Genomic DNA, 18,835 nt, shown 5'->3' on the forward strand with positions numbered 1-18,835 from the left:
CAGGACCTCAGCGTCCCGAGGCGGTGACCGTGCCGTCGGCCGTGACGGCCAGGGAGCCGTGGGTGTCGGTGCGCAGGACGGCCGCGCCCGAGGCGCGCAGCCCGAGGACGGTCCTGGGGGACGGATGGCCATAGGGGTTGTCCTCTCCGCAGGAGACGAGGGCGACGCGCGGGCGCAGACGTTCCAGCAGCCGTGGCTCCTGTCGGGCGGACCCGTGGTGGGCGACCTTGAGGACGTCCACGGGCGGCAGGTCCGGGTGGCTCTCCAGCAGGCGTCGTTGGGCCGGGGGTTCGAGGTCGCCGGGGAGGAAGACCGTCAGCCCCGCGGTACGGACGAGCAGGGTGACGCTGGAGTCGTTGGCCTCCTCCCCGGATGCCGAGGGAGGGCCTGGGGGCGGGGGTCGGCGGGGCCACAGCACCTCCCAGGACAGATCGCCCGTCCGACGCCGCTCCCCCGGGGTCGCCCGCACCATCGGAACGCCCGCGCGGGCCGCCTCGCGCCGTACGGCCGCCGCCTGACCGGACGGCTCGCCCAGGGGGGTGGTCTGGATCGCCCCGACCGCCCTGCCGCGCAGCACCCCGGGCACGCCGGCCACGTGGTCGGCGTGGAAGTGGGTGAGCACCAACAGCGGGACGGTGGTGACGCCGAGGGCTCGCAGGCAGCGGTCGACGGGCTCGGGGTCGGGGCCGGTGTCGACGACGACCGCCGCCCCCTCCCCCGCCGCCAGCGCCAACGCGTCGCCCTGGCCGACGTCGCAGACCACCATCCGCCAGTTCGGTGGTGGCCAGCCGACGAGCGGACGGAACAGCGGGGCGGGCCGCAGAACCGCCAGGAGCAGCAGGACGACGCAGGCCGCGCAGAGCCAGGGGTGCCGCACCAGTCGCCGTGCGGCCAGGACCACCGACACGATGAGGACCGCCAGCAGCAGCGCCCCCGCCCAACTGCCGGACCAGGGGATCTCCGCACCGGGCAGGGAGGCCCCCGTACGGGCGACGGCGGCGATGCCCTCGGTGGGCCGGCCCGCCGCCCAGGCCAGCGCCTCCGCCGTCCACATCGACACCGGAGCGGCCGCCAGGGCCGCGAAGCCGAGGACGGTGGCCGGCACCACCAGGAACTCCGCCAAGAGGTTGCACGGGACCGCCACCAGGCTGACGTGGGAGGCCAGGACGGCGACCACGGGCGCGCAGACCGCCTGTGCCGCGGCGGCCGCGGCCAGGGCCTCGGCGACGCGTCCGGGCACGCCCCGACGGCGCAGGGCCTCGCTCCACCGGGGCGCCACGGTCAGCAGCGAGCCGGTGGCCAGGACCGAGAGCAGGAAACCGTAGTCGCGGGCCAGCCAGGGATCGTGGAGGACGAGCAGCAGGACGGCCGCGGCCAGCGCGGGCAGGAGGGACCTGCGCCTGCCGGTGCCGATCGCCACGATGGTGATCAGTCCGCAGGCGGCCGCCCGCAACACGCTCGGTTCCGGGCGGCAGACCACCACGAAGGCCAGGGTGATCAGTGCGCAGACGACCGCCGTGGTGCGCAACGACAGCCCCAACAGGGGCGCGGCCCCCCGTCGCTCGGCACGGGAGGCCGTGCCGGGCGGTCCGATGAGCAGCACCAGCAGGATCGACAGGTTGGCACCGCTCACCGCCAGCAGGTGCAGCATGTCCGCCGCGCGGAAGGCGGCGTCGAGATCGGCCGGGATGCGGGAGGTGTCGCCGACCACCAGACCGGGCAACAACGCCCGCGCGTCCGGTGACAGGCCGTCACTCGCCTCGCGCAGCCCCGACCGCAGCCTCCCGGCGATGCGTTGCGCTGCCGGCGGCGCACCGGTCACCGTGGGCGGTTCCTCGCCCCGTACCCGCAACACGGCGGCCACGTCCCGACCGCCCGCGCCGTCCTCCCGCGCGGGTGCCGATCGGGCCCTCACCTCCAGGCGGGTGCCGGGCAGCAGTTCCCGCCAGGCCGACGGCGGCCGGGCCGCCCGCCCCGCCGCGGCCTGGCGCGTGCCCGGCCCGCCCCACAACACCACCAGCAGGACCGGAGACCGGGCCTCGGTCACCGTGCCGCCGGCCCCGGTGACGCGCAGGGCGTCGGCCCGGAGCACGATCGCGCCCGGCAGCCGCTCGGATCCGTGGACACGGGGGCGCGCCGACCGCGGATCGCCGGTGACGACCACCTCCGCGGTGACGTGGGCGTACCGCCGGGCCGACTCCGGCAGGGGGCCTCGGTGCACGTCGGCGACGTGCGCGGCGGCCACTCCGCCGCCCGTCGCGGCGCACACCAGTGCCATCGCGACCGCCGTGCGCCCGCTCGACCGCCCCCGGCCCCGGGCCGGCACCAAAAGTGCCACGGCCAGCAGGGCACAGGCGGAGGCGCCGACCACCGCGGTGCGGCCCGGAAGCCCCAGGGCCAGTGCCGCGGCCCCCCAGGCGGCCAGGGCGGGCGGGACCAGACGGAGATCGGCCGGGCCCTCCTGGCGCGGGTGGGCCGCTCCCAGTCGGTGTCCTGATCCGGCGTGCACCGCCGCCCGTGCCGCGCTCCGGACCGCCCGGACGCCCGCCGAGGTGCTCACGGCCCGACCAGGGGGCGGAGATCGGCGAAGCGCCGCTCGCCGATACCGCTCACCTCGCGGAGTTCGTCGACCGAGGAGAACCCGCCGTGCTCGGTGCGGTAGTCGACGATGCGCCGGGCCATGACGGGGCCGATGCCGGGAAGGGCGTCGAGCTGCTCGACGGTGGCCGAGTTGAGGCTGACCGGTGCGCCGGGCGGCGCCCCCGCCCCGGCGGGTGGGACGGGCACGCCCGCCGGAGCGGGGGGCTCGCCGACGACGATCTGTTCTCCGTCGGCCACCGGCCGGGCGCGGTTGAGGCCGTGGAGGTCCGTGCCCGGCCTGACGCCGCCCGCGGCCTCCAGGGCGTCGGCCACGCGCGCGCCGGGCGGCAGCCGGTGGAGCCCCGGCCTGCGGACCTCGCCCGCCACGTCCACCAGCAGCCGTCCGGCGGCCGGGGGCGACGCGCCGAGGGACGGCGGGGGCGCTTCCGACGGCGGCACGGGACGCGAGCGGGACGCGGACTCCACCGGCGGTGCCTCCACCGTCCGCGGGCGCCCGCTCCAGAAGTGGTGCGCGGCGAGGCCGAGCGCCAGGACCAGGACGACGGTGAGCGCGGCGAGCGAGCGCGGCGCCGCACCGAACCGCGCCCGAGCCCACAACGGCAGCCGATCCCGTACCGCTTCCGTCAACCGCTCGTACCGGGACGAGCGCGGAGTCCTCGGACCGGCCGACGGCGCGGTGACGGCACCGGGACCCGGCACGGCGTCGTCCGACACGGTGTCGCCCGGCACGGGTTCGTCCGCCGCGCCCTTGGGGTCGGGCCCGTGGGCCTCGGTGGAGGCGCGCGCCGGCACCCGTGGCCGCCGTTCCGCCACCCCTCGCCGGACGCGCGCCCGCCGCACCGCCTCGCGTGCCGAGGCGATCGCCTCGGCACGCGGCAGCGGAGCCGCTCGGACGGCCTCCGCGGCAACGGGATCAGGGGTGGGACCGGAGGCGGGGACGGAGGAGGCGGCGGGGACGGAGGAGGCGGAAGGGCGCACGGGCGCGAGGAGGCCGTCGGGGCCGCGTGGCTCACGCCCCGAGGCTCCGGAGGGCGGATCCAACGGCAGCGCGCTCGCCCGCTCCCTCAGCGCGCGGGCGTCGGCCGCCCGCCGGAGCCCTCGCCCCCGGACCCGCGCGCGCATGCGGTGACCGGGGCCGTCCGCCCTCCGGTGGCGCCCCGGCCCTGTCGACCGGCCCCAGGTGGGAGGCCGCCCGGTCGAGGGGGAGGGGGAGGGGGAAGCGGGCTCCGCGGCGGAGACGGACGCGGAGGTGGAGGTGGAGGTGGAGGGGTCGGAGGGGAAACGCGGTCGAAGGCGTGGTCGAGAGCTCATGTCGGCCGACGGTAGGGCGGGCCCGCCCCTTCCTTCCGGCGGCCGCCCTTTCCCGTGGACTACCGGCCGGTTGTGGACAACTCCGCCACCTGTTTGAGTGACACCACCACGCCCAGCAACCCCGGCCCCGTGTGCGCGCCGATCACCGCCCCCACCTCGCTGACGTGCAGTTCCTCCAGCCCCGGCAGCCGTTCGCGCAGGCGCTGCGCGAGGTGGTCGGCACGGTCCGCCGCCGCCAGGTGGTGCACGGCGACGTCCACGGGCGCGGTTCCCGCCCGGTCCACGACGATCTCCTCCAGACGGGCGATGGCGCGGGAGGCGGTGCGGACCTTCTCCAACAGACCGATGCGGCCGTTCTCCAGCTCCAACAGCGGCTTGACCGCCAGCGCGGAGCCCAGCAGCGCCCGGGCGGCGCCGATACGGCCACCACGCCGCAGGTACTCCAGGGTGTCCACGTAGAAGAACGCCGAGGTTCCCGCGGCGCGCTTGCGCGCCGCGGCGACCGTCTCCTCCAGGGTGCCGCCCGCCTCGGCGGTCCCGGCCGCGGCCAGGGCGCAGAAGCCCAGTGCCATCGCCACCATGCCGGTGTCCACCACACGCACCGGTACGGGTGCCTCCCGGGCGGCGAGCACGGCCGCGTCGTAGGTGCCGGAGATCTCCGCCGACAGGTGGAGGGAGACGATGCTCTCCGCCCCCGCCTCGGCGATGGCCCGGTAGGTGTCGGCGAACACCCAGGGACCAGGCCGGGAGGTGGTCACCGACCGCCGCTTCCCGAGCGCCTCGGCCAGCGAACGGGCGGAGATCTCGGTGCCCTCCTCCAACGCCCGGTCGCCGAGCACCACGGTCAGCGGCACCGAGGTGATGCGGTGCCGCTCCAGCGCCGCCCGCGGCAGGTAGGCCGTGGAGTCAGTGACGATCGCGACATGGCGGGACATGGGGCGGAGATTACCGGGCTCTTCGGCGCGGTGGCGACGCGAGCCGCCCGGCGCGGGCCGTCGTGTTCCCGTCCGCCGCGCGTCCGCCGGGACGGGAGCCGTTCACCGGGCGGCCGTCAGCGGTACGTCACCGGTTCACAGCGCGCCCCACGGCACGCTTCACCGCACGGGAGCGACACACGACCGGCCGCCCGCGCTCACGGGGCGCTCCGCGGGTGGCCCCTGCCGAAGTCCGGGCCGAGGCCGGTGCCGAACTCCCCGACGGGATCTCCGGCCGAACCGGTGCCATGGGCTCCCGGCCACCCCTGCCGGGGGTCCTTCCCGCCCTCGATCCCCGGTGGCCGCCGGCCACCGGGGGCCTCGGACGTCCCCGGGGCGGGAGCGCCGGACGCACCGGGCGCGCCGGTGGCCCCCGCGGCGCGGGGGGCCTCCTCCGCACCGGGCTCCATCCAGTGGCGCAGGGCGCCCGCCTCGATCTCGATCTGTTCGCCGAGGGCGGCCAGGCTCTCCTCGTCGTGTCGCAGGGCCCGGTCCTGGGCGGCGAAGCGCAACGAGTCCGCGGAGGCGCGGATGCGGTCGGCGCGCTCGCGTGCCTCCGGCAGCCGGGCGGCGATCCGGTTCCGGTCCGGTTCGCGCTCCATCAGCAGCCGCAGTTCGCCGTCGAGTTGGCGGGCGTGATCGTCGAGCCGTTCGAACAGGCCGACGGCCTCGGCCAGCGAGGCGTCGTGCGCGACCCCGGCCTCCAGGGCACGTCGGGTGCCGTCGAGGGAGGCGCGCAGTTCCAGCCGTACCCGGGCCAGTTCGCCGATCGGACCGGGCTGGGCGCTGCGAGCCCGCAGGGTCGTCTCCTCCACGGTGTGACGCACCTGCCGCCCCGTCCGCTCCACGCCGCGCTTGACCGTGCGCACCGCCTTGACGGTGAGGAACGCGCCGAGGGCCACGAAGAGTACGAAGAGCACGAAAAGCACAGCCATCAGGCCGGTGACGAACTCCACAGGTCCGCTCCCTCGTCCGCCGGTGCCTCCCCGCCCTCCAGGTCCTCTCCCGGCGGGGCGGCCGTTCTCCCAGGGTAAACGCGCCGGGTCCGATACGGAGTTCCGCCGGGCCCGGAACGTTCCCCCGCGCGTCCCGTAGGGGTTCGGCCGGACTTCCGGACCGACGCGCGCTCGCCCGCTCGTCGCCGTCCGTCCGCTGGTCTACCGTCTGTCGGCAGGCCCGCACGGGCCCGGACACCCGACACAGGATGGTGGTGCGTCGATGACCGTGGGCACGGATCCGCCCGGGAGCCTGGCCGACGATCTGGCCGGCCTCGTGGGGCGCGAGCACGTACGGGTGGACGACGGCGCGCTGACCGCCTACGCCCGCGACGCCACCCCCCTGTACACCGCCCGACCCCACGCCGTGGTGCTGCCCGGCTCCACCGACGAGGTGGCGGCGGTCCTGCGGTACGCCACCGATCGGGGCGTGCCCGTCGTACCGCGCGGCGCGGGTTCCAACCTGTGCGCCGCCACCGTGCCCCTGAGCGGCGGCATCGTGATGGCGCTGACCCGGCTGAACCGCGTCCTGGAGGTCAGTCCCGCCGAGCTGCTGGCCCGCGTGCAGACCGGGGTGACCACCGCGGCACTCTCCGACGCGGCGGCCCGCCAGGGGCTGCTCTACGCTCCCGACCCCGGCAGCCGCACCGTCTCCACCGTCGGCGGCAACGTGGCCACCTGCGCCGGCGGACTGCGCGGCCTGAAGTACGGCGTCACCCGCAACCACGTCCTCGGCCTGGAGGCGGTCCTCCCCACCGGGGAGGTCGTACGCACCGGCGGCCGGCTCTGGAAGGACGTGGCCGGCTACGACCTCACCCGGTTGCTGACCGGCTCCGAGGGGACGCTCGCGGTGATCACCGAGGTCACCGTGGGCCTGCTGCCGGCACCGGAGGAGACCGGTACCGGGGTCGCCTACTTCGACTCCCTCGCCGACGCCTCCCGCGCCGTGGCGGCCGTCATCGCGAGCGGCGTCCTCCCGGCCACGCTGGAGTTCCTCGACCGCAAGTGCGTGGTGGCCGTGGAGGAGTTCGCCGGGCTCGGCCTGCGGCGGGACGCGGGCGCGCTGCTGCTGTTCGGCGACGACGGCCCGACCGGCGCGGTGGCCGGCACGCTCGCCCGCATCGGCGAGGTCTGCGCGGACGCCGGCTCGCCGGAGGTCACCCTCGCCGAGGACGTCGCCCGCTCCGAGGCGCTGCTGGCCGCCCGCCGCTGCTCGCTGCCCGCCCTCTCCCGGCTGGCCCCGCTGACGATCCTGGAGGACGCCACCGTGCCCCGGCACCGGCTCGCCGAGATGGTGGACCGCATCGACGACATCGCCGCCCGTCACGATCTGATGATCGCCACCTTCGGGCACGCGGGCGACGGCAACCTCCACCCCACCTGCGTGCTGGACCCGGACGACGGGGCGGCCGTGGAACGCTCGCACAAGGCGTTCGCGGAGATCTTCGCGGCCGCCATCGAACTGGACGGCACCATCACCGGCGAACACGGTGTGGGCGCCGCCAAACTGCCGTACCTGGCCGACCGGATCGGGAACGACCAGGTGGCCCTGTTGCGCCGCATCAAGCGGGCCTTCGACCCCGCCGGCATCCTCAACCCCGGAAAGCTCGGTTCCTGACTTCCCCTCCCCCCACCCGACGGCGGGGGCGTCCCCGGAGGAGCTCCGATGACCACCGACCGACCCTCCCACCGGTCCCCCCGAGAGCCCGTGGCGCCTGCGGCCCCGCGGAAGCCGACCCCGGGGTCCGGTCGGGAGTCCGGCCCGACGCCCGGCCCGACGCCCGGCCCGGCATCCGGCCCGGGCCTTGGCGTCTTCGACAAGGATCTGCTCGACCGCTGCATCTCCTGCGGTTTCTGCCTGCCCGCCTGCCCCACCTACACCCTCACCGGTCAGGAGCCCTCCTCCCCGCGCGGGCGCATCACGCTCATGCGGGCGCTGGAGTCCGGCGACCTCGCGCCGGACGACCCCACCCTGGCCGAGGAGTCGTCGTTCTGCCTGGGCTGCCGGGCCTGCGAGCCGGTCTGCCCCGCGGGCGTCCGGTACGGCGCGCTGCTGGAGCAGTGGCGGGACCACCAGTGGCGGGGCCGTGACCGCCCTCTGATCGCCCGGCTGCTGATGGCCCTGGTGTCCCGGCCCGCCCTGCTGCGGCTCCAGGGACTCGTTCGGCGCCACGCCCGCCCCGGACGGCGGCCGGGAGCGGGAGCGAGGGCGGGGACGGGGGCGCCACAGGCCACCCGGCGGGACGCGCCGGAAGCGGCGTCGAGCCGCCCGGCGGAGCCCGTCTCGCTGATGTTGGGCTGCGTCGAGCGCGGCCTGTACCCGGCCGTCTCCCGAGCCGTCCGCACGCTGCGGCCGGAGGTCGACGTACCGCCCGGGCAGGGCTGCTGCGGCGCGCTGCACGCCCACAACGGCGACTCCGCCGCCGGCGCCGAGCTGGCCCACGCGCTCGGTGAGCGCCTGCCGGGCACCATCGTGACCACCGCCGGCGGCTGCGCCGCCCACCTGGCCCACCACCTGGGACGTGGTCGCGTGCGGGAGCTGAGCGAGTACCTGGAGCTGACGGGCCACCGCCCGGCGGGCAGGGTCACGGTCGACGGCCGCCCGGCACGGGTCGCCCTGCAGGACTCCTGCCACCTGCGCAACGGGCTCGGTGTGACGCGCCCACCCCGGGAGGCGATCGCCGCGGTCGCCGAGTACGTGGAGCTGCCGAACGCGGGCGACTGCTGCGGCGCCGCCGGCACGTACTCGATGCTCCGGCCCGCCGACAGCCGGGCCGTACTGGCCCCGAAGCTGGCCGCGATCGAGGCGGCGGACGTGGACTACGTCGTGGCCGTCAACCCCGGATGCCTGCGTCAGCTCCGGCAGGGGCTGCGGCGCGGCGGCTCGCGGGTGCGCGCGCTCCACCTCGCCGAACTGCTCGCCCTGGCGGCGGCCGGGGAGGCCGGGGGGAGCGGAGGGGCCGGGAAGGACCGGGGGGAGCCGGAGGCCCCCGCCGACTGATTCCGCCGGCGGGGCGGCGGGTGTCCCCGTGGCCGCGGGCCGGGAAGGCGGGCGGGGCGGAGACCGGGTGACGGTCTCCGCCCCGCGACGTCCCACGTCCTCGGGCCGCCCTCGGGCCGTGGCTCCACGGCGCCGGGGCGGACCGGGCTCAGGCCGGGACGACGTTCACCAGCTTCGGCGCCCGGACGATCACCTTCCGGACTCCCGCGCCGTCCAGCGCGTTCACCACCGCGGGCGTGGCCAGCGCCCGGCTCTCCAGGTCCGCCTCGGAGATGTCCGGGGAGACCTCCAGCCGGGCCTTGAGCTTGCCGCGCACCTGGACGACGCAGGTCACGGTCTCGTCCACCACGTACCGGGGGTCCGCGACGGGGAAGTCCGCGTACACGACGCTGTCCTCGTGGCCCAGCCGGTGCCACAGCTCCTCGGCGACGTGCGGGGCCAGCGGCGCGATCAGCAGGACCAGCGACTCGGCCACCGAACGCGGCACCTCGCGCAGCCTGGTGGCGTGGTTGTTCAGCTCGGTGATCTTGGCGATGGCGGTGTTGAAGCGCAGCCCCGCCATGTCCTGCCGCACCCCGTCGATCGCCTTGTGCAGCGCCCGCAGGGTCTCCTCGTCCGGCTCGGCGTCGACGACCGACACCTCGCCCGTCGCCTCGTCCACGACGTTGCGCCACAGCCGCTGCAGCAGCCGGTACTGGCCGACGACCGCGCGGGTGTCCCACGGACGGGAGACGTCCAGCGGACCCATCGCCATCTCGTACAGCCGCAGCGTGTCGGCGCCGTACTCGGCGCAGATCTCGTCCGGGGTGACGGCGTTCTTCAGGGACTTGCCCATCTTGCCCAGCGCCCGGCTGACCTTCTCGCCCTTGTACCAGTACGCGCCGTCGCGCTCGGTGACCTCGGCGGCGGGCACCGCGATGCCGCGGGAGTCGCGGTAGACGTACGCCTGGATCATGCCCTGGTTGAACAGCTTGTGGAACGGCTCGGCCGAGGACACGTACCCCAGGTCGTACAGCACCTTGGACCAGAAGCGGGCGTACAGCAGGTGCAGCACGGCGTGCTCGGCGCCGCCGATGTACAGGTCGACGCCGCCGGTCGGTTTGTCCTCGCGCGGACCCATCCAGTAGCGCTCGACCTCGGGGTCGACCAACCGCTCGTCGTTGTGCGGATCCAGGTAGCGCAGCTCGTACCAGCAGGAGCCGGCCCAGTTGGGCATGGTGTTGGTCTCGCGCCGGTACCGCTTGGGGCCGTCGCCCAGGTCCAGGGTGACGTTGACCCATTCCTCGTTCCGCGACAGCGGGGTCTCGGGTTCGGTGTCGGCGTCGTCGGGGTCGAAGGTGCGCGGGGAGTAGTCCTCGACCTCGGGCAGCTCCAGCGGCAGCATCGACTCGGGCAGGGCGTGGGCCACGCCGTCCTCGTCGTAGACGATCGGGAAGGGCTCGCCCCAGTAACGCTGCCGGCTGAACAGCCAGTCGCGCAGCCGGTAGTTGACGGTGCCCTCGCCGATGCCGCGCTCGGTCAGCCACTCGGTCGTCCGGATCTTGGCCTCGGCGACGCCCAGACCGTCCAGCGACACCTCCACACCGGTGGAGTTGATGATCGTGGCGTCGTACGAGTCGAAGGCGTCGTCCCAGGTCGACGGATCGGTGCCGCGGCCGTCGGTCGGCTTGACCACGCAGCGCATCGGCAGCTCGAAGGCGCGCGCGAAGGCGAAGTCCCGGCTGTCGTGGGCGGGGACGGCCATGATCGCGCCGGTGCCGTACCCCATCAGCACGTAGTCGGCGATGAAGACCGGGATCCGCTCACCGCCGGCCGGATTGACGGCGTAGGCGCCGGTGAAGACCCCGGTCTTCTCCTTCGCGTCGGCCTGCCGCTCCACGTCGGACTTGGCCGCGGCCTGCTCGCGGTACACGGCGACCGCCTCGGCCGGGGTGGCGTGACCGCCCGTCCACGCCTCGCGGGTGTCCTCGGGCCAGGCGTCGGGCACGATCCGGTCCACCAGGTCGTGCTCGGGCGCCAGCACCATGTAGGTGGCCCCGAACAGGGTGTCCTGGCGGGTGGTGAAGACGGTGATCCGCTCGTCGCTTCCCTCCACGGGGAACTCGACGCGGGCGCCCTCGCTGCGGCCGATCCAGTTGCGCTGCTGCAGTTTGATGGCCTCGGGCCAGTCCAGTCCGTCCAGGTCGCGCAGCAGCCGCTCGGCGTAGGCGGTGATGCGCATGTTCCACTGGCGCAGCTTCGCCCTGAAGACGGGGTAGTTGCCGCGCTCGGAGCGGCCCTCGGCGGTGACCTCCTCGTTGGCCAGGACGGTGCCCAGGCCGGGGCACCAGTTGACCGGCGCGTCGGAGGCGTACGCCAGTCGGTACTCGCCCAGCACGTCGGCCCGCTCGGCCGCGCTCAGCTCGCTCCAGGGGCGACCGTCCGGCGTGGGGCGCCTGCCGCTGTCGAACTGCTCGACCAGCTCCGCGATCGGCCGGGCCCGGTCCGCCTCCTCGTCGTACCAGGAGTCGAAGATCTTCAGGAAGATCCACTGGGTCCAGCGGTAGTAGTCCGGGTCGATCGTGGCGAAGGACCGGCGCTGGTCGTGGCCCAGACCCAGCCGCCGCAACTGGGCCTTCATGTTCTCCATGTTGGCCTCGGTCGACACCCGCGGGTGGGTACCGGTCTGCACGGCGTACTGCTCGGCGGGCAGGCCGAAGGCGTCGAAACCCAGGGTGTGCAGGACGTTGTGACCGGTCATCCGCAGGTAGCGCGCGGTGACGTCGGTGGCGATGTACCCCAGCGGGTGCCCGACGTGCAGGCCCGCGCCCGAGGGGTACGGGAACATGTCCATGATGAACCGCTCGGGCCTGGCGACGGTCTCGGGATCCCCGGCCAGGTCCCCCGTGGGGTTGGGGGCCTCGTACGTGCCGTGCTCGTCCCAGAAGTCCTGCCAGCGCGCCTCGATCTCGGCGGCCAGCGCGGCCGTGTAGCGATGGGGGGCCGCGGTCTCCGCGGCGGCGGTGGTCTCGCTCATCGTCCTCTAAGCTCCATCGGTCGTCGTCTGCTCGCGGGAACCGGCGGGGTCGTGCGGGACCCGTGGTCCGTAAAACAAAAGACCCCTCGCACAGGAGGGGGCGCCGCGCTGATTCCGACCTCGCCGGAACCGGGACCGGAGGGTCGGCGGTGGTTCAGCGCGGCCCGCTAAGCAGAAGGCGTACGGCACGCATGCGGTCAGGGTACCGCAAGGCCCCCTCCACCCCGGCGGCCGCCCGGCGGCCGGAGACCCGGCGCCCTCGACGAGCACGGGCAGACGAACGAGAGCGGGCCGCCCGTACGGACGGCCCGCTCTCCGAATGTGGAGCTAAGGAGAATTGAACTCCTGACCTCTTGCATGCCATGCAAGCGCTCTACCAACTGAGCTATAGCCCCTTGTTCGTCCTCCGCGGTCCCCCGCGGCGACGTCGCCTACTTTACACGCCCCGGACCGCTCTTCGCCAAATCCCATAACGAGCGGGTTACGGCGGGCGGGTACTGTCTGGTCTCCGCACCCCCCGTTCGCGTGCGTCGCGTACGGGCCGTCCCCCCTGTGGCCATCCCTCCCGGAGACCGGAGCCGCCCGTGAGCACGCTGCAGTTGACCGTCGTCCGCCGCTTCCCCACGGCGAGGGCGTATCTGCAGAAGCGGTCCGTACGGATCGCCGCGACGTTCTGCCTGCTGTCCTTCACCGCCTTCCTGGCGGCCCAGCGGGCCGCGGACGTCTCCATGATCGACCTGATGGTCTACCGGGCCGGGGGCTGGACCGCCCGCACCGGTGGCGACCTGTACGCGATGCGGGCCACGTACGCCGAACTGCCGATGACCTACCCGCCGTTCGCCGCGCTGCTGTTCATGCCGCTCACGTTCGTCGGCGTGCCGGAGATGCGCCTCCTGGCCACGGTGGCCAACCTCGCCCTGCTGGTCGCCCTGGTGCACCTGTCCCTGCGGCTGGTCGGCCGTCCGCTGCGCCTGCCGCGCCCGGCCGCCGTCCTGGCGGTGTCGGCGGTCGCCGTGTGGTGCGAACCGGTGTGGACGACGCTGCGGTACGGACAGGTCAACCTGCTGCTCGCGGTGGTGGTCCTGTGGGACCTCTCCCGCCGGACCGACCACCGCTGGGCGGGCGTGGGCATCGGGGTGGCGGCGGGCATCAAGCTGACGCCCTCGCTGTTCGCGGTGTTCCTGGCGCTGTGCGGGCTGGTGAGCGCCTGGCGACGGCTGCGGAGTCCGGGCGGCGGATGGCGCGACATGTGGAACCCCTGGCTGCGCCGGGCCTCGGTGGCCGCCGCGTCCTTCGCCGGGACGGTGCTGTTGGCGGCGCTGGTGCTGCCCCGTGACTCCCGAACCTTCTGGACGGAGGCCCTGTTCTCGCCGGAGCGGGTCGGCCGCGTGGAGGACACCGCCAACCAGTCGCTGCGCGGCGTCCTGGCCCGGTTGACGCACACCGACGACCCCGGTTCGACCTGGGCGGTCGTGGCCGCCGTGGTGGCCGTGGCCGGGCTCTCCGTCGCGGTGGCCGCCGCGCTCGCCGGGCCGCGCCGGCTGCCCTCCGCGTACGCCTGGGCCACCGTCACCGTCGCCTGCACGGCCCTGCTGATCAGCCCGGTCTCCTGGTCACACCACTGGGTGTGGTGCGTACCGGCCGTACTGCTGCTCGGTTCCGAGGCGCTGCGCCGGGGCCGCCCGTCGTGGTGGGTGGGGGTGGGGCCGGTCGCGCTGCTGTTCTGCTCGTACGCGCTGTGGTGGGTGCCCCACGGCTCCTCGGCGGAACGGCTCGAACTGCGGCAGACCGGCGCGCAGATGGCGCTGTCGGCGGTCTATCCGGTGGCGGGCGTGGCGCTGCTGTCGCTCGCCGCGGTGTCGGTGGTGGTGGCCCTGCGGCGGAGCCGCCCTCAGGCCGCGACGAAGCAGTAGAAGCGTTTGAGGGTGCAGTGCTCCTCGAGCAGTCGCCCGTAGATGGGTTCGCCCTCCAGTTCGCGGTAGACCTCGATCGGGTCGCCCTTGATGATCAGCGCCCGCGCGCACTCGACGCACCAGTACTGGTACGTCGTGTTGACCGGCTCCATGTCGCGGACGATCGGGGTGCCGCTGCCGCACCAGTCGCACTTCCTGCTGTGAGCGCCCATGTCCGTCAGCCAACTCCAGCCGTGACCGCAGGCGTGCGCACGTGGGGGATCCCTCCGCTGTCTCTGCCGTCGTCGATGTCTTCGGTCTCTTCGGTGGTCTCTCCGGTGATCTCTCCGGCCCGCCGGTCGTTTCGGTACCGCGGCCCCCACGGCGGGAGCCCCGGCGGCGCCCGACCGTCCCCGGGTCGGGAAGCGGGATCCGTGGCGCTCCTTCGTCCCGGCATCACGGCGCCCATCCCCCCGGACTTCCTTCCGCAGGCCCGCTTCCACGGGGCGGCGGCCTCACCCGGCGGTCCGATTGTGCCACGTCACACCCGTGCGCAGGAGGGCGCGAGAACGCCCAACCCCCGTTCCGTTTCCGATCCGTGAGCAGCGGCGGGGTGAGCGGGCGGACCGCGGAGGAGGCCGAGACGCGTCGCGGCACCGCCGGAAACGACGAAGGTCCCGCACCCGGTGGGTGCGGGACCTTCGTTCCGCTGCTGTGGAGCTAAGGAGAATCGAACTCCTGACCTCTTGCATGCCATGCAAGCGCTCTACCAACTGAGCTATAGCCCCATCGTTCAGGCTCCGCCGCTTCTCACCGCGGCGCCGTGAACGGGAAGAAGCTTACCCCGTGACCTGCCCGAACGCGAAATCCGCCGCCGAGCCGCCCCGAGCCCCCGTGGCCGGCCCGGGGCGGGCGGCATCACGGGGGGCGTCCGAGACCGGGTCAGACGTCGTCGCCGAGGACCGGCTGAGGCAGCGTCCCGGCGTTGTGCTCCAGCAACCGCCAGCCCCGGGCTCCCTCGCCCAGCACGGACCAGCAGCAGTTGGTCAGCCCGCCCAGCGCCTCCCACGAGCGTGGCTCCAGACCGATGAGGCGGCCGATGGTGGTGCGGATGGTGCCGCCGTGGCTGACCACGACCAGGATCCCGCCGTCGGGCAGCTTGTCGGCGTTGCGTTCGACGATCGGCGCGGCCCGGTCGGCCACCTCGGTCTCCAGCTCGCCGCCGCCGCGCCGCACGGGCTCGCCGCGCTTCCAGGCGGCGTACTCCTCGCCGTACCGCTCGATGATCTCCTCGTGCGTCAGCCCCTGCCAGACGCCCGCGTACGTCTCGCGCAGGCCCTCGTCGTGGGTGACGTCGAGGCCGGTGAGGGCGGCCAGTTCGGCGGCGGTGTCGACGGCCCGCTTCAGGTCGGAGGCGATGATCGCGTCCGGCCCGAGCGCCGCCAGGAGACGGGCGGCGCGGCGCGCCTGCTCGACGCCCGCCTCGGTCAACTCGATGTCCGTGGTGCCCTGGAAACGACGCTCGACGTTCCACGCGGTCTGACCGTGCCGCCACAGCACGATCCGGCGGCCGCGTCCCGCAACCCGCCCGTTCAGCTCGACTCACCGCCCTCGCGCTCGGTCTCCTCCCCCTTGCCCCGGGTCGCCTTGGCGTCCTCGGGCAGGTCGATCTGCGGGCAGTCCTTCCACAGGCGCTCCAGGGCGTAGAAGACCCGCTCCTCGCTGTGCTGGACGTGCACCACGATGTCCACGAAGTCCAGCAGGACCCAGCGGCCGTCGCGCTCCCCCTCGCGGCGCACCGGCTTGGCGCCCTTCTCCTTCAGCAGCCGTTCCTCGATCTCGTCGACGATCGCCTTCACCTGGCGGTCGTTGGGGGCGGAGGCCAACAGGAAGGCGTCGGTGATGGCGAGCACATCGCTGACGTCGTAGGCGACGACGTCGTGGGCGAGCTTGTCGGCGGCAGCCTGGGCTGCTGCGTTGATCAGCTCGATGGAGCGGTCCGTGGCGGTCACAGGCAACGCTTTCGGTCGGTGGTCAACAACCCCTCCAGGGTCTCACGAACCACCGCGGACCGGCTCCGTCGGCCTCCGGGGGCCGGGGCGGGTCGGACCCGGGCCCGTACCCCGCGCGGCCCGCGGGGTGCGTACCCGGGGCCCGCTCCGGTTCATCCCCGGGGCTCGTAGTCCTTCCCGAGCACCACCGTGACGTCGGCGTTGGCCGCTCCCCGGCCCTGGGAGACGGCCTCCTCCGACAGACCGAGCGTCCTGGCGACCTCCACGGCCTTCGCCCTGTTCGCCTCGTCGGAGTACGTCACGCGGGTGGTGGCCTGCGTCGATCCGGCGCTGCCGGCTCCGACGACGGTGTAGCCGCCGTTGACCAACGCCACCCGGGCGGCGGTCGCGGCGTCCTCGTCGCCCCCGGCGTCCCGCAGGCTCACCCGCGGGGTGGCGTCCGGATCGGTGTTCTTCACCGTGCCGCCGAGGATGTCCTTCACCAGGCTCCGGCCGGTCTCGTCGCTCAGCGTGCCGTCGTCCTCGACGGGCAGCAGTTCGGTGCTGTAGTCGCCCTTCTTGGCGTAGCCGGCCAGCTCGGCGAGGCTGGCGCCGAGCTGCGCGTCGGTCAGGGAGGGGTCGAGGATCTGGGTCAGCGCCCTGACCGTCTTGGTGGCGGTCGCCGGGTCGTCGGACATCTTGGTGAGCGTGGCCTGCACGACCTGTCCGAAGCGGGCGAGCTGCTCGGTCTGCGGTTCGCCGTCGGCCCGGTGGGTGGCGTAGGCGACCGCGGCCTCGCCGTCGAGGTCGCGGTCCTTCCCCTGCTCCACCAGGGGGTCGTCGCCCTTCTCGGCACCGGGCACGGTGGTGTCGGCGTCGAGGGTGATGCCACCGACGAGATCGACCCAGCTGTGCAGGTACGGGGTGTCCAACCGCCAGGTGCCCCGGATCTCGGTCCCGAGCAGCAGGCCCAGCGCGTCGCGCGTGGCCGCCGCCCCCTCGGACTCGAACGCCTTGCCGAGCGTGGTGCCCCCACCGCCCGTCCCGGAGGAGACGGCCAGGGAGTTGGGCAACAGGACGGTGGTCCCCCTGCGGGCCGTCTCGTTGTCCACCAGCAGCACCGTGGAGGTCTCGCCGCCGTCGATCTCGCGCAGGTGGACGACGATCACCTGACGCTTCTGGGCCCCGCCGGCCGCCTGTTCGGCGTCCCCGCCCTCGGACGCGCCCGGCAGCACGCCCGCGTACCAGAGCCAGCCGACGCCCGCCACCAGGGCCACGGCGAGGACTGCGGCCAGGGCCACCATGCGGTTGCGGCCGCGCCGCTTGGCCTCCTCACGCCGCTCGGTGCGGCTCTCGGAGAACTTCAGCCAGTCGATGACGTCCTCGGACTCCTCGTCCTGCTCCTCGACGAAGGAGAACTCCTCGGTCCGGTACTCGCCGTCGGGAGCGTCGGGACCGTCGTCCCGGGCGCCGGGACGTTCCGGGCCGCTCGGGCCCTCCCGGTCGCCAAGGCCGCCGCCCGGGACGTCCGCGGGCGCGGGCGCGGTGGTGCCGCCGTCGGCCTCCCGTCCGGGGCCGGCGGGTCCCTCGGAACCGTCCTCGTACCAGGGGCCCTGGGGCTGCTGGGGGACCCAGGGGCCCGACGGGGGCCGGCCGGTGTCGGCGGGGGCGGTGGTCCAGCCGTCGCCGTACGGATCCACACCGCCCGTGTCGGGAGCGGACGGGTGGCCGCCCTGGGTGTGGTCCGGGGCGTACCCGGGCGCGTAGGCGTCCTGGCCGTACGCCCCCGGCGCGTATCCGTCCGGGGAACCGGTGCCGTAGGGGTCCGGGGCGTACCCGTAGGCGCCGGTTCCGTGGACGTCGGCTCCGTAGGGGCTCGCGCCGTGGGAGTCCGTCCCGTGGGGGGCCGTGCCGTAGGCGCCGGTGCCGTAGGGGTCCGTGCCGTGGGGGTCCGTGCCGTAGGCGGCGCCCCCGTGGCCTCCGGCGTCCCGGTACGGGTCGTACTGCCGCGGTGGATCGACGGGGAGCGGCCGGCCGTACTCGTCGTAGCCGGGGCCGTGGTCGTGTCCCTCCTGGACGTAGCCCCACGTCCGCGGCGGCTCCCCCGGCCCGTACGGGTCCTGTCGATCGTTCACGACTGCCGCCCCTCTAGCCCCTCGGCGCCTGTCCGTCCCGGTACAGCCGGCGTTTGTTGATGTAGCGCACCACCCCGTCCGGCACCAGATACCAGACGGGATCCCCCTGCGCCACACGCGCACGGCAGTCCGTCGAGGAGATCGCCAGTGCCGGGACCTCGATCAGGGACACCCCGCCGTCGGGCAGCCCCGGGTCGGTCAGGGGGTGCCCCGGACGGGTGACCCCGATGAAGTGGGCGAGCGAGAACAGTTCGTCGACGTCGCGCCAGGTGAAGATCTGGGCGAGCGCGTCCGCGCCGGTGATGAAGAACAGCTCGGCGTCGGGGTGCAGGGCGCGCAGGTCCCGCAGCGTGTCGATGGTGTACGTCCGACCGCCGCGGTCGATGTCGATGCGGCTGACGGAGAACTGTGGATTGGACGCGGTGGCGATGACCGTCATCAGGTAGCGGTCCTCGGCCGGCGATACCGCCTTGTGGCTCTTCTGCCACGGCTGCCCGGTCGGCACGAAGACCACCTCGTCGAGCTCGAACCGCGCCGCCACCTCGCTCGCGGCGACCAGGTGTCCGTGGTGGATCGGGTCGAACGTCCCGCCCATCACTCCCAGCCGCCGCCTACCGGTGCCGGACACTATGTGCTCTCCCATGCGTGCCGACCTTAGCCGTCCGACGTCGATTCCGTCCCCGTGAGGCCCCGGGCCTCAGCGGTCCCGGTTGAAGCGGGTGGTGATCCACAGCAGCAGGAGGAGCACCAGCAGGGCACCGCCACCGGTGGCGAGCGGACTGGCGGACGCACCGCCGTGCTCACCGCCCTCGGAGGCGAGGAGGGCGAGGGTGTGCGCGGTCTCGGTGAGGGTCATCGTCGGCAGACCTATCGGGTAGGGGCGGAAAAACTTGAGGCACATCGTAAGCGGGCCGGGTGC

The 18,835-nt window shown here is 74.3% G+C and carries 14 protein-coding genes and 2 tRNA genes; 3 read left to right on the forward strand and 13 right to left on the reverse strand.

Going from position 1 to position 18,835, the window contains the following annotated elements:
* Positions 1 to 7: 7 nt before the first annotated feature.
* From F0L17_RS07690 to F0L17_RS07705, 4 genes are all read right to left on the reverse strand, one after another.
* Positions 8 to 2,560 (reverse strand): ComEC/Rec2 family competence protein, encoded by a 2,553-nt coding sequence (locus F0L17_RS07690; protein WP_162465934.1) that lies wholly within the window; start codon positions 2,558 to 2,560, stop codon positions 8 to 10.
* Entirely contained in the window at positions 2,557 to 3,723 is a 1,167-nt protein-coding gene (locus tag F0L17_RS07695) for a helix-hairpin-helix domain-containing protein (protein ID WP_155070481.1), read from the reverse strand. Before F0L17_RS07695 ends, F0L17_RS07690 begins: the two co-directional genes overlap by 4 nt.
* Positions 3,724 to 3,971: 248 nt before the next feature.
* Positions 3,972 to 4,847 carry a DegV family protein gene (locus tag F0L17_RS07700; protein WP_155070482.1) on the reverse strand — a complete coding sequence of 292 codons (876 nt, stop codon included), beginning with the start codon at positions 4,845 to 4,847 and terminating at the stop codon, positions 3,972 to 3,974.
* Positions 4,848 to 5,044: 197 nt separating this feature from the next.
* Positions 5,045 to 5,842 carry a hypothetical protein gene (locus F0L17_RS07705; RefSeq protein ID WP_202917847.1) on the reverse strand — a complete coding sequence of 266 codons (798 nt, stop codon included), beginning with the start codon at positions 5,840 to 5,842 and terminating at the stop codon, positions 5,045 to 5,047.
* 262 nt (positions 5,843 to 6,104) lie between these two features.
* On the opposite strand from F0L17_RS07705, the gene F0L17_RS07710 reads away from it, so the two are divergent.
* Together F0L17_RS07710 and F0L17_RS07715 are read left to right on the forward strand one after the other, a co-directional pair.
* A complete protein-coding gene (locus F0L17_RS07710; RefSeq protein WP_155070483.1) occupies positions 6,105 to 7,499 on the forward strand; it encodes an FAD-binding oxidoreductase in 1,395 nt (464 codons plus the stop codon).
* A 48-nt stretch (positions 7,500 to 7,547) separates the two neighbouring features.
* On the forward strand, positions 7,548 to 8,882 hold the full coding sequence (locus F0L17_RS07715; protein ID WP_155070484.1) for a (Fe-S)-binding protein: 1,335 nt from the start codon (positions 7,548 to 7,550) through the stop codon (positions 8,880 to 8,882).
* Between the two features lie 148 nt (positions 8,883 to 9,030).
* Here the strand turns inward: F0L17_RS07715 and leuS are convergent, their stop codons facing one another.
* Together leuS and F0L17_RS07725 are read right to left on the reverse strand one after the other, a co-directional pair.
* Positions 9,031 to 11,898: a leucine--tRNA ligase gene (gene leuS / locus F0L17_RS07720; RefSeq protein ID WP_155070485.1), complete on the reverse strand. Its 2,868-nt coding sequence runs from the start codon at positions 11,896 to 11,898 to the stop codon at positions 9,031 to 9,033.
* A gap of 322 nt (positions 11,899 to 12,220) precedes the next feature.
* Positions 12,221 to 12,293 (reverse strand) — tRNA-Ala (locus F0L17_RS07725).
* Positions 12,294 to 12,482: 189 nt separating this feature from the next.
* Between F0L17_RS07725 and F0L17_RS07730 the strand changes: the two genes are divergently transcribed.
* A complete protein-coding gene (locus F0L17_RS07730; protein ID WP_420802396.1) occupies positions 12,483 to 13,811 on the forward strand; it encodes a glycosyltransferase 87 family protein in 1,329 nt (442 codons plus the stop codon).
* On the opposite strand, the gene F0L17_RS07735 is transcribed toward F0L17_RS07730, so the two are convergent.
* The 7 genes from F0L17_RS07735 to F0L17_RS27005 form a co-directional block, all read right to left on the reverse strand.
* A complete protein-coding gene (locus F0L17_RS07735) occupies positions 13,790 to 14,023 on the reverse strand; it encodes a hypothetical protein (RefSeq protein WP_155070486.1) in 234 nt (77 codons plus the stop codon). The genes F0L17_RS07730 and F0L17_RS07735 overlap by 22 nt on opposite strands.
* A 482-nt stretch (positions 14,024 to 14,505) precedes the next feature.
* Positions 14,506 to 14,578 (reverse strand) — tRNA-Ala (locus tag F0L17_RS07740).
* Between the two features lie 154 nt (positions 14,579 to 14,732).
* Entirely contained in the window at positions 14,733 to 15,386 is a 654-nt protein-coding gene (locus tag F0L17_RS07745; RefSeq protein ID WP_155070487.1) for a histidine phosphatase family protein, read from the reverse strand.
* Complete coding sequence (rsfS, locus tag F0L17_RS07750) at positions 15,383 to 15,802, reverse strand: ribosome silencing factor (protein ID WP_162465935.1); 420 nt, start codon at positions 15,800 to 15,802, stop codon at positions 15,383 to 15,385. The genes F0L17_RS07745 and rsfS overlap by 4 nt, the downstream gene beginning before the upstream one ends.
* A 152-nt stretch (positions 15,803 to 15,954) precedes the next feature.
* On the reverse strand, positions 15,955 to 17,916 hold the full coding sequence (locus F0L17_RS27000) for a LytR C-terminal domain-containing protein (RefSeq protein ID WP_162465936.1): 1,962 nt from the start codon (positions 17,914 to 17,916) through the stop codon (positions 15,955 to 15,957).
* A gap of 13 nt (positions 17,917 to 17,929) precedes the next feature.
* Positions 17,930 to 18,559, reverse strand: a complete 630-nt coding sequence (gene nadD, locus F0L17_RS07760; RefSeq protein WP_155070489.1) for a nicotinate-nucleotide adenylyltransferase — start codon at positions 18,557 to 18,559, stop codon at positions 17,930 to 17,932.
* 54 nt (positions 18,560 to 18,613) lie between these two features.
* Positions 18,614 to 18,772, reverse strand: a complete 159-nt coding sequence (locus tag F0L17_RS27005; RefSeq protein ID WP_202917848.1) for a hypothetical protein — start codon at positions 18,770 to 18,772, stop codon at positions 18,614 to 18,616.
* Positions 18,773 to 18,835: the final 63 nt, after the last annotated feature.

This window comes from Streptomyces taklimakanensis (genome assembly GCF_009709575.1).
GTDB lineage: Bacteria > Actinomycetota > Actinomycetes > Streptomycetales > Streptomycetaceae > Streptomyces > Streptomyces taklimakanensis.

Bases quoted from the DNA above. Each gene is read 5' to 3' on its own strand.
- F0L17_RS07695 (WP_155070481.1), bottom strand. From the start codon at position 3,723: ATGCGCGCGCGGGTCCGGGGGCGAGGGCTCCGGCGGGCGGCCGACGCC.
- F0L17_RS07700 (WP_155070482.1), bottom strand. From the start codon at position 4,847: ATGTCCCGCCATGTCGCGATCGTCACTGACTCCACGGCCTACCTGCCG.
- F0L17_RS07710 (WP_155070483.1), top strand. From the start codon at position 6,105: ATGACCGTGGGCACGGATCCGCCCGGGAGCCTGGCCGACGATCTGGCC.
- F0L17_RS07715 (WP_155070484.1), top strand. From the start codon at position 7,548: ATGACCACCGACCGACCCTCCCACCGGTCCCCCCGAGAGCCCGTGGCG.
- leuS (WP_155070485.1), bottom strand. From the start codon at position 11,898: ATGAGCGAGACCACCGCCGCCGCGGAGACCGCGGCCCCCCATCGCTAC.
- F0L17_RS07735 (WP_155070486.1), bottom strand. From the start codon at position 14,023: ATGGGCGCTCACAGCAGGAAGTGCGACTGGTGCGGCAGCGGCACCCCG.
- nadD (WP_155070489.1), bottom strand. From the start codon at position 18,559: ATGGGAGAGCACATAGTGTCCGGCACCGGTAGGCGGCGGCTGGGAGTG.
- F0L17_RS27005 (WP_202917848.1), bottom strand. From the start codon at position 18,772: ATGACCCTCACCGAGACCGCGCACACCCTCGCCCTCCTCGCCTCCGAG.